The sequence below is a fragment of the uncultured Campylobacter sp. genome (assembly GCF_938040115.1).
GTDB lineage: Bacteria > Campylobacterota > Campylobacteria > Campylobacterales > Campylobacteraceae > Campylobacter_A.
In genome coordinates this window covers 1-10,495 of the sequence record NZ_CALHXD010000106.1, presented here as the reverse complement: position 1 = coordinate 10,495, position 10,495 = coordinate 1, and the positions used below count along the sequence as shown (strand labels likewise).

Sequence of the window (10,495 nt, the reverse complement as noted above, 5' to 3'; positions counted from 1 at the left end):
GCCAAAAAGCAAAACGCCGTGCCGCGCGTGTAGAAATATTTTCTAAAAAATCCCTGCACTGCAGCGAGTATGTAGCCGTATCCCGTCGAAAAGCTCTCGTCATCTTTGGTTTCAAGCGCGATTTTAAGAGTATCGATGTATTTTTGTGCGTAAAAATCTTCCATGCCGTGCTCTTTTGCAAGCATTTTCGCAGCCGACCAGTCGCCCTCTCGCGCGCTTTTTAACGCGTCAAAATACCACTGATCTCGTTTTCGTTGATCGGATGATAACTCACGTCGTAGCCCATTTTGGCTCCTTTTTAGGTAGATTTTTCTAAATTTATACGGATCGCGACTGATTTACGCGTATAAAATCGACCCCAAACGAATCATATTCGAGCCGCATTTTATCGCTAGCTCAAAATCCCCGCTCATACCCATCGAGCAAATTTGCGCGCCGTTTGGTTGCAGATTTTCGTAAATTTTACGCGTAGTCTCAAAGCTCTTTTGTATGGCTCGCTCGTCCTCTACGTGCGCGCCGATACTCATCACGCCGACGGGTTTTAAAAATTTACACTCCTTTGCGATTTGTAAAAACGCATCCTGTGCGGCCTCGGGCGAGATACCTTGTTTCGTGTCTTCGCGCGCGGAGTTTATTTGCAGCAGGCAAGGTAGCTCGCAACCCAGCCTTTTATCCACCGCAAGCGCGGCTTCTACGCTCTCGCAGCTTTGCCAAAGCGCGGGTTTGAGCGCTAGCAGGTGGTTTATTTTGTTGCTTTGAAGTCGCCCGATGAAGTGCCACTCGATCGGCAAATTTGACAAAATTTCGCTCTTATTTTTGAGCTCTTGCACGCGGTTTTCGCCAAAGCTCGTTTGCCCCTGCTCAAAAAGCTCCAAAACCTCTTTCGTCGTTACGTTTTTGCTCACGGCGATTAGCTTCACCGCTTCGCCCGTACGTGCATTTTCGATGCGTTCTAAAATTTGCGCGAGCTTCATTGTCCCGCTCCGCTTAGGCGCATCACGTCGTTAAAGGTCGCAAACGCCATCAGGCAGAGCAAAAACGCCCAGCCGCAGTAGGTAAGGCCGATATAGACTTTTTCGTTCATCTCGCGGCGGAAAATCAGCTCGTAAAGATTGAAAAATATGTGTCCGCCGTCAAGCGCCGGGATCGGGAGTAGGTTTAGCACGCCTAAATTTACGGATATGAGCGCGGCGATGATGAGTAGGGTCGAGAGGCCGATGCCTGCGGCCTTTGAGGTGATGTCGGTGATCTGGATGATGCCGCCCATCTCTTTTAGCGGTACGACGCCAACAATGAGCTTTTCAAGTCCCGTAAATATGAGCTTTGAGGCGTTTACGGTCTCAACGAGCGCAAATTTAAGCGAGCTAAGGCCGGTGTTTTGTATCGTGACGACCTCGCCTGAGGGCGAAATGCCGATGAGCGGTTTTTCTATCTTTTCGCCAAATATCGTCATGCTTTGCCCGATTTTAGGCGTCAAATTTATCGTTTTTATTTCGCCCGCGCGCTCGAGCGTGATCGCAGTGGAGGTTAAATTTACGTTTTTGCTTATCTCGTCCCATTCGCTGATTTTGATGCCGTTTATGTTTAAAATTTTATCGCCTTTTTGCAGTCCGGCGCTTGCCGCAGCCGAGTTTTCCAGCACCTTGCCCACGGTTGGCGCTAGCCTTTCTACTCCGATATGTCCGAGCGCGATAAAGATAAAAAACGCCAAAGCAAAGTTAAAAAACGGTCCGGCAAAAAGGATAAAAATGCGTCCTAGCGGGCTAAGCCTCGTGTAGCTGTCGGCGTCCTCGTTTTTTAGGCCGGGCTTTGCGTCCTCTTGTCCTTTTAGGCTAACGTAGCCGCCAAGCGGTATCGCGCCGATGGCGTACTCGGTGCCGCCGATGGTTTTTGAGTAGACGCTCTGGCCAAAGCCCACACTAAATTTTAAAACGCCCACTTTTAGCATGCGAGCGGCGAGAAAGTGGCCCAGCTCATGAAAAAATATAAGAAAGCTAATCACCAAAACCGTGATCAAAAAATGCCACGAATACGCGTAAATGCCGACGGCTAGCAACGCCGCCACAAAGATAATGCTTTTCAAAATTTACCTTTAAATTTGATTTTACCGCTCGAGTTTATCGCTGAGCAAAACGGCGATAAATTTCGTGCTAGGGTTTGCGTCAAGCGCGATCTTTAGGCTCATCGTAAGCGGTACGGCTAAAAACATACCGCCGATGCCGAACAAAAATCCCCAAAAAAGTAGGCTCAAAAGCACGACAAGCGTGCTGATACCAAGGCCTTTGCCAAGAAATTTTGGCTCGATAAAGTTGCCGATGACGACATTTACGACCGCATACAGCGCCGCAGTCCAAGCGCAAGCCGCCGCGTCGTTTAACAAAAGCGCCACCAAAAGCGCTGGAACGGCCGCGATGATAGAGCCGATCGTCGGGACAAAATTTAGCACGAAAGCCAAAATCCCCCAAAGCGGCGCGTAAGGCACGCCGATGAAATTTAGCCCGATAAATATAAAAACGCCCGTCGCAAACGATGCTGCGGACTTGATCGCGAGATAGCGTTTGAGATTTGATATAAACGTATCTACGATCTGGTTTGTTTGCGGATTTTTACTCGCAAAATACTCGACTTTTTGAGAAAATACCTGCACCTCAAAAAGCATAAAAGTAACGAGCAAAAAGACAAAAAAGCTCTTTGAGGCAAGCTCCGTGCCGCTCCTTAAAAATCCGCCCAGCACGGCAAAAAGTTTATTGATATCAAAGTCTGCGGGCGCGGCGACGCTGTTTGGATCGATGAGGCCGCGGCTAGCTAGTATATGGTGATAGTGGTCGGCGAGGGCTTTAAATTTGCTCTGAAGCTCGGGCATATAGCTAACTAGCCCGTTGATCGTCTTTAGCACGGTGTTTGCGATAAAACCAAGCGATAAAAACACGACCGCGGTAACGAGCGCAAAGGCTAAAACGCGCGGAAATTTGAGCTTTTCTAGCGCATTTATCGCAGGCGTCGCCACGATAGCGATAAAAACAGCCATCAAAAAGGGTAGCACGACGATGCTAGCGGCCTTTAGTCCGGCTGCTACCACGACGAAGCTTGCTAGACAGATTATGGCGTTTCCGGTTCTCAAATTTACGCCTTTTTGGCTTGATTTTTAATGTGCTTTACATAAGCGTTTACGTACTCAAAGCCCGAATACAGCGTCAGCGCGACGCTAAGCCAGAGCAAAAACTCGCCAAAAGGCCACTGCATGGTTAAAAAGCCGATCGCAACCATCTGGCAGACGGTTTTGACCTTGCCCGCCATCGATGCGGCGACCTCTACGCCTTCGCCCGCCATCACGACGCGAAATCCCGTGATAAAAAACTCGCGAACGAGGATGAGATACACGGCCCAAGGGCTCGCGCGGTCTATCATCATGAGTCCTAAAAACGCGCCCAGCGTTAGCATTTTATCCGCAAGCGGGTCGATGACGGCTCCTAGCTTGGTCTTTTGATCCCATGCGCGCGCGATAAATCCGTCGAAAAAATCGGTGACGCTAGCGATCACGAACACAAGCGCGGCAAAGTAGTTCATCCAGCTAACGTGCACGCCTGAGAAGGAATTTACGCTAAGTAGCAGCCAAAACATCAGAGGTGCGAGAAATACGCGCAGGAAGGCTAGGGCGTTTGGTAAGTTTAGGCTCATTTATTTGTTCTTTCTTTTTGATTTTGGAGTTTAAAATTTGACAGCTCGGCGCGGGAGTCGGCGAAAAAATCGCTAGCCTTGTTTTGGCTTGACTTTGCCCGTTTCTTATTTGCGCTTTGGTTAAATTTGCTCGTAGCTTTGTCAAATTTGAGCAAATTTAGATTAGGTTTAAGAAAACTGTCCGCGCCGCAAAATCTGCTTTCAAATTTTAAATTTTCATCAAATTTAGCCCGCAAGCGCGTTAAATTTATAGTGCCGAATTTGCCCAAAATGCGAGCAACCGGCAAAGGAGCGCAGGCTAAATTTGTTTTTTTCATTTAAATGTTGTACCACCGTCGATGATGAATGTGTGGCCGGTTACCCAGCTAGCTTTTGAGCTGCACAGAAACAAACATGCGCCGGCAATATCCGTAGGCTGTCCCATGCGGTTTAGCGGGCTTAGCTCGGCCGTTTTGTCGCGTACTTCCTCGTAGTTCGTAAAAGCCCTAAGCGCGTCTGTCTCGATCGGGCCGCCACTAACGACGTTTACGCGGATATTTTTTTCGCCAAGCTCGGTTGCCGCATAGCGCGCCATGGCTTCTACCGCGGCTTTTGCGGTGCCGTGGCCCGCATAGTTTTCGATATAGACGAGATTGCCCGTCGATGATAGCGATATGATACTGCCGCCGCCCGTTTTTTCCATGCGTTTTGCGGCTTCTTGCGCTCCGACTACGAATGCATTTACGGTTGCGGTGAAGATGTTATTAATGCCGCGAGGGCGAAGTTTCATAAATTTCGTATATCCACCCGCTACCGGACGACCCGAGATGATGGCGTTTGAGATAAAAAAATCTACGCGGTCAAAGTCGGCGTCGATCTCTAAAAATAGATCTTTGTAGGTCTCGGGTTCTAGTATATTTAGCGCGTAGGCCCTGGCTTTTATGCCGTATGTCGCCTCGAGCTCGGCGGCTTGGGTTTTGGCTAGCTCTTCGTTTGAGTTATATGTAAAGGCGATATTTACGCCCTTTGCGGCAAATTCCTCCACGATAGCGCGTCCGATACCGCGCGTTCCGCCGCTGATTACTAGAGTTTTGCCTTTAAATTCGTTTTCGCAGTTCATTAAAATCCTTTTATGTTATATTGCTTTATGGTTTGTTCGATTTTTTTGAGATTTTCGGCGCTCGGCTCGCAAAGCGGCAGGCGGTACTCGAGGCTTGATATGAGCCCAGCGATGTACATAGCGGCCTTGACCGGGATCGGATTGCTCTCGCAAAACATTATTTTATTGACCGCATACAGATCGTCGTTTATGGCTTTTGCGCGTGCAAACTCACCCTTTAGCGCAAAGTGGGTCAAATTTGAGATCTCGTCCGGGAGCAAGTTTGCCGTAACCGAGATCACGCCCTTGCCGCCGTTTGAGAGGATAGGGTAGTTTATCGCGTCCTCGCCGCTGATGACGGACAGGCCTGGCTCGTGCGCGAGCAGATCGACGCAGCGCTCGATGCTACCGGTGGCCTCTTTTACGCCGTAAACATTCTCGCACTCTTTAAATAGCCTAAAAACCGTGCACGGCTGGATATCTACGCCCACGCGGCCCGGGACGTTATAGAGTAGCACGGGGATTTCGACGCTTGAGGCGATCGCTTTGTAGTGGCGATAGAGGCCTTCTTGCGTCGGTTTGTTGTAGTATGGGGCTACCGAGAGGATACCGTCTGCGCCGTGATCTTGCGCAAATTTTGCTAAACCTACCGCCTCGTGCGTGGCGTTACTGCCAGCACCCGCGAGTACTTTTACGCCGGTGTTTTTGCAGGTATTTACGGCGATTTCGATGCAAATTCTATGCTCGTCGTGCGTTAGCGTCGCGCTCTCGCCTGTGGTGCCTACAGGTACAACCGCGTCGATGCCGTTTGCTATTTGTCTTTTGATTAATTTTTCATAACCTATTTCATCTAATTTACCGTCTTTAAAAGGCGTAATCAGCGCCGTCATAGCGCCCGTTATTGCTTTTTTATTCACTTTTTTCCTTTCTTAGGATGATCGTCGTAGATTTTTCTTTTCTTGCGTATTTTTTGCAGATTTCGTTTAGATCGGCCGGTTTTAGCGCGGCTGTTTTTTCAGGCAACTCAAAAAGCGGCTTTATATCGCCTCTAACGAGATAACTGCCGTATAAATTCGCAACCTTCGACGCGCTATCTAGCGAGTAAATGAGATCGCTTTTTAAGCTATTTTTTATCTTAGTTATCTCGTCTTCGTCTATTTTTTGCGTTTTTGCGTTTTCTAGCACACGCCAGATCTCTTCCTCTACAGCCTCGGCCTTGACGCCGGGATTGCAAACGGCTAGCACGATGAGCAGGCTCTCGTCGATATTGCTCATATTATAGACGTCTACGCTGTTTACGAGGCATTTTTCATCTATCAAAACGCGTTGTAAAACAGAGCTCTGTCCGCTACCTAGATACTCGGCTAGCGCGCCTAACGCAGGCTGATCTTCGTGATTAAACGGCGGGATTTTAAAGGCGAGCGCCAGCATCTCTACTTCGCTATCCTTGTAAATTTCAGCCCTTTTTGCGCCGTTTTGCTCAGGCTCGATGCAGTGCAGTTTTGGTAGCGGTTTTTTGTTTTTTATGTTTTCAAAGTGCTTTTTACCTAGCTCAAACGCGCTTTTTTTATCTATGTCGCCGCTGATTAGCAGGATCGCGTTTTGCGGCTGGTAGTACGTCTCGTGAAATTCTTTTATATCCTCTATGCTCCAGTTTCTGATATCGCCGATAAAGCCGATCGGAGTCCAGTGGTACGGGTGATAGCTAAAAGCGACGTTAAATAGCGTAAAGTACAAAAAGCCGATCGGAGAGTTGTCTGTGCGCCATCTGCGCTCCTCGGTCACGACGTCGCGCTCGGGCTGAAATTCTTTATCTTTTAGGCTCAAATTTTCCATTATATCGGCGTAAAGCCTAAGAGCCTCGTCTAGGTTGCCTTTTGAGCATTTGACGAAATAATGCGTATAATCAAAGCCCGTGCTAGCGTTATTTACGCCGCCAAAACCCTTTACGATCTCGTCAAATTCGCCCGCTTTCATATTTTTCGTGGATTTAAAATTTAAGTGCTCTAGCATGTGCGCGATGCCGCTTTTGCCCATGGTTTCGTTTCGCGAGCCCACGCGGTAAAACACGTCCACGCTAATGACGCTAGAGCCCTTGCTAGCGGGGATGTGATAGATCTCAAAGCCGTTTTTGAGCTTTGTTTTGGAGTATTTTATAAGCATAAATTTCCTTAAATTTTGTTTTTTATATCGCAGCCCACCGCTTCGCTAATCGAGGCGAAATTATCCTCTTTTAAAAGCTTTAAAATACCTTCGTTGATCTGTTTTGCGATGTTTGGGCCCTTGAATATAAAGGAGGTGTAAATTTGAACCAAATTTGCGCCTGATTTTATGCGCGCGTATGCCTCCTCGGCGCTGTCTATGCCGCCGCTTGCGATCAAAACCGTCTTGCCGTAAAGCTCGCTAGCCACCGCGCTAAAAAGCTCTCGCGAGCGTTTGGCGATGACCTTGCCACTTAGTCCGCCGAAATTTTGTAAATTCGGCGACTTTGATAGCGAATAATCCACGCTCGTATTATTTACGATTACGCCTTTTGCGCCGCATTCTACGGCGGTTTTGCAGATCTGCACGGCTTTGCCGTCGTCCATATCGGGCGCGATTTTAAAGATTATCGGCTTTTTTGCGATCGGCGTAAGGCGCGCAAAAAGGTCTTTTATAAAGCTATCTTCTTGTAGTTCGCGTAGGTTCGGGGTGTTTGGCGATGAGACGTTTATGACGAAGCAGTCGCAAATTTCGTTAAATTTAGCGACTAAAATTTCATAGTCTTTAATCGCTTCTTCATTTGGAGTGATTTTATTTTTGCCGATATTGGCAAAAAGCGGTATCGCAAACGGATAGAGCTTGCCGACGCGCGCGCCAAGGGCGTCTGCGCCTTCGTTGTTAAAGCCCATCGCGTTTTGTATGCTCTCTTCTTCGATGAGGCGAAAAAGGCGCGGTTTTGCGTTGCCCTCTTGCGGTTTTGGCGTCACGGTGCCAAACTCCACGTGCCCAAACCCGAGCGCTGCCAGCGGACGCAGCATGGTGGCGTTTTTATCAAAGCCGCCGGCGATTCCTACGGGATTTAAAAAGCTAGTTTCTAGCAAATTTTGCGAAAGAGCCGCGTCCGTGACGACGCAGTTTTTGGCGACGATGCTATAAAGACCCGGAAATACGCAGTCTGAGATACTTAGCGTTTTTTCTACGATTTTGTGAGCGGTTTCGGGGTCAAATTTAAAAAATATGGATTTTAGCGTTTCGTAATTCAAATTTTATCCTTAAATTTTGAGCGATTTTATCAAATTTAGGCTTAAACAAGGGCTTCGCCTTTTAGTTTCGCGTAAATTTCGCAGCTCTTGCTAAGCGCCTCGTCGGTATCAAATCCTACCACTTTTCCGCCGCTGATAACGGCGATCTTATCGGCGTTTTGCACCGTGCTTAGGCGGTGCGCGATGATAAATATTATCTTTTCTTTTTGTAAATTCGCGATGGCTTTGGTTATCTGCTGCTCGCTTTCGTTATCCAGAGCGCTCGTAGCCTCGTCAAATATCAAAATCTGCGGGTCGTCGTAGAGCGCACGGGCGATAGCGATACGCTGGCGCTGGCCGCCTGAGAGATTGGTGCCGAATTCATTTAAAACGGTCTGCGCGCCCTCGGGTAAATTTGACACGAAATCATACGCATTTGCCGTTTTTAGCGCGAGCTCGACCTTGGCTTCGTCGTATTCGCGGCCGTAGGCGACGTTGTTTGCGACCGTGTCGTTAAAGATATAGACGCGCTGGGTCACTAGACCGATATTTTGCCGCAGAGAACCTAGATCGAAATTTTTGATATTTTCGCCGTTTATCTCGATCGCTCCGCCGTTTGCGTCGTAAAATCTCATGAGTAGATTTACGATCGAGCTTTTTCCGCCGCCGCTACTGCCTACGAGTGCTACGGTTTGGGACTTGCTAGCGCTTAGATTTACGCCTTTTAGCACCTCTTTATCGTCGTAGTTTAGCCTGACGTCTTTAAAATTTATCAAATTTATTTCAGCCGGCACGGGTTTGTCGCCGCTTAAAATTTGAGGCTCTTTATCAAGGAGCTCAAAGGTTCGCTCTGCCGCGACCACAGCGTCTTGCATCTTGTTATAAAGGCCTGAAATGCGCTTAATAGGCGTATAAAGCATGAAAAGTGCGGTTAGAAACGAAAAGAAGCTTCCCATCGTCAAATTTCCGTCTATAACCTCTTTGCCGCCGATAATGACGACCGCCGCGACGCCGACGGAGCCAAAAATTTCCATCATCGGGCTTACCATCTCGTTTACTTTTACGCTTTTTAAATTTAGCTTGAAAAATTTAGCGTTTTCGTCGGTAAATTTAGCGTGCTCAAACTCCTGCGCGTTGTTTGCTTTGATGATCTCGATATTGGTAAAAATTTCGCTCAGCTTAGAGCTGATGTCGGAGGTCTTTTCCTGCGAGGCGCGGGAGATTTTTTTCATCTTTTTTGCGAGTCTTGAGAGCGGATAGACGGCTGCAGGCATGATAACTAGCGCAAAAAACGCAAGCTGCAAGCTCTGATAAAGCACGACGCAAAGTAGCCCGACGATCGTGATAGCCTCGCGGATGAGCTCTGGTATCATAGAGCTAACGATACTTCTGATGCGGTCGATGTCGTTGATGTTTCGGCTGATTAGCTCGCCCGTGCGGTAGTCGTTAAAAAACTTCATATCCAAATTTAGCAGGTTTTTTAGCAGCTTTTCGCGAAATCTCCTCACGATATCCTGCCCGATATATGCCGTAAAATAGGCCTGCAGAAACGTCCCAAGCCCCTTTAAAAAGTAAATCGCGATGATGGCATAGGGCAAAAGATAAAGCAGGTCTTTGTTTTTTTCGATGAAAATTTTATTTAGCACGGGCTCGATCACCCACGCCGACGCCGCAGTGCCGCCGCTAGCCATCAGCATGCCGGCGATCGCGATGATAAAATACGAAATATAATCCCTAAAATATGGCGCAAACCGCCGCAAGACCTCTTTTAGGCTCATCTGCTTCATATTTTTTCCCACATGCAGCCGTTTGGAGTATCCATGAGGCTGATGCCGTTTGCGGCTAGCATATCGCGGATTTTATCGGATAGCTCGTAGTTTTTGGCCGCCTTGGCTTCATTTCTTTGATTTATCAGATCCTCGATATATGCTCGCTTTTCGTCGCTTACGCCAAACTGAAAATACCCAAATACGTCCACCTGCAAGATGCCGAGTACTCGCGCTATCAGCTCCAAATTTGCCGCGATCTCGCCTTTTTTGGCTTTATCTTTCGGGTTTGCGTCTAGCTCGTCGTTTGCGCTGCGGACGAACTCATCTATGCTAGCAAGCGCCTTTGAGGTGTTTAGATCGTCCCCTATTGCGGACATAAATTCGCTCTTAAATTTATCGTTCGCGCTCAAATTTGCCGCCGCGCCCAAAACTCGTTTTTTTAGGCGGTAAATTTTATCCAGGCGCTTTTTTGCCGCATTTAGATCATCTTCGCTAAAGTTAAAATTCGCTCTGTAGTGGCTAGAAATCAGATAAAATCTCACCGCCTCGCCCAAATTTCGCTCCAGCGCGTCTTTAACGAAAAAGCTATTTCCGAGGCTCTTGCTCATTTTCTCGTTATTTACTTGGATAAAGCCGTTGTGTAGCCAGTATTTAGCCAGGCTCTTGTGCTCGGCACAGCGGCACTGCGCAGCCTCGTTTTCGTGATGAGGAAAGAGCAGATCAAGCCCGCCCGCGTGGATATCTAT

Annotated in this window: 11 protein-coding genes and 1 pseudogene; all 12 read right to left on the bottom strand. The window is 48.0% G+C overall.

Going from position 1 to position 10,495, the window contains the following annotated elements; all coding sequences use genetic code 11:
* A pseudogene (locus tag Q0314_RS04080) lies at positions 1-185 on the bottom strand (hypothetical protein); the annotation flags it as partial.
* A gap of 153 nt (positions 186-338) precedes the next feature.
* Positions 339-974: a YggS family pyridoxal phosphate-dependent enzyme gene (locus Q0314_RS04075; protein WP_298056798.1), complete on the bottom strand. Its 636-nt coding sequence runs from the start codon at positions 972-974 to the stop codon at positions 339-341.
* Complete coding sequence (rseP, locus tag Q0314_RS04070; protein ID WP_298056796.1) at positions 971-2,083, bottom strand: RIP metalloprotease RseP; 1,113 nt, start codon at positions 2,081-2,083, stop codon at positions 971-973. Before rseP ends, Q0314_RS04075 begins: the two co-directional genes overlap by 4 nt.
* Positions 2,084-2,104: 21 nt before the next feature.
* Positions 2,105-3,121, bottom strand: coding sequence for an AI-2E family transporter (locus Q0314_RS04065; protein ID WP_298056794.1), 1,017 nt, complete (start codon positions 3,119-3,121; stop codon positions 2,105-2,107).
* A gap of 2 nt (positions 3,122-3,123) precedes the next feature.
* A complete protein-coding gene (gene pgsA, locus Q0314_RS04060) occupies positions 3,124-3,678 on the bottom strand; it encodes a CDP-diacylglycerol--glycerol-3-phosphate 3-phosphatidyltransferase (protein WP_298056790.1) in 555 nt (184 codons plus the stop codon).
* A complete protein-coding gene (locus Q0314_RS04055; protein ID WP_298056788.1) occupies positions 3,675-3,995 on the bottom strand; it encodes a hypothetical protein in 321 nt (106 codons plus the stop codon). The genes pgsA and Q0314_RS04055 overlap by 4 nt, the downstream gene beginning before the upstream one ends.
* Complete coding sequence (locus Q0314_RS04050; protein WP_298056786.1) at positions 3,992-4,777, bottom strand: enoyl-ACP reductase; 786 nt, start codon at positions 4,775-4,777, stop codon at positions 3,992-3,994. Before Q0314_RS04050 ends, Q0314_RS04055 begins: the two co-directional genes overlap by 4 nt.
* Positions 4,777-5,673, bottom strand: a complete 897-nt coding sequence (gene dapA / locus Q0314_RS04045; protein ID WP_298056783.1) for a 4-hydroxy-tetrahydrodipicolinate synthase — start codon at positions 5,671-5,673, stop codon at positions 4,777-4,779. The genes Q0314_RS04050 and dapA overlap by 1 nt, the downstream gene beginning before the upstream one ends.
* The gene (locus Q0314_RS04040; protein ID WP_298056781.1) at positions 5,666-6,919 is read right to left on the bottom strand and encodes a pitrilysin family protein; all 1,254 of its coding nucleotides are present in this window, start codon (positions 6,917-6,919) and stop codon (positions 5,666-5,668) included. Before Q0314_RS04040 ends, dapA begins: the two co-directional genes overlap by 8 nt.
* Positions 6,920-6,927: 8 nt before the next feature.
* Positions 6,928-8,001: a quinone-dependent dihydroorotate dehydrogenase gene (locus Q0314_RS04035; protein ID WP_298056778.1), complete on the bottom strand. Its 1,074-nt coding sequence runs from the start codon at positions 7,999-8,001 to the stop codon at positions 6,928-6,930.
* Positions 8,002-8,042: 41 nt separating this feature from the next.
* Positions 8,043-9,767 carry an ABC transporter ATP-binding protein gene (locus Q0314_RS04030; protein ID WP_298056799.1) on the bottom strand — a complete coding sequence of 575 codons (1,725 nt, stop codon included), beginning with the start codon at positions 9,765-9,767 and terminating at the stop codon, positions 8,043-8,045.
* Positions 9,764-10,495: DALR domain-containing protein (locus Q0314_RS04025; protein ID WP_298056775.1), on the bottom strand; the 732-nt coding region annotated here is incomplete at its 5' end. The genes Q0314_RS04030 and Q0314_RS04025, both read right to left, overlap by 4 nt.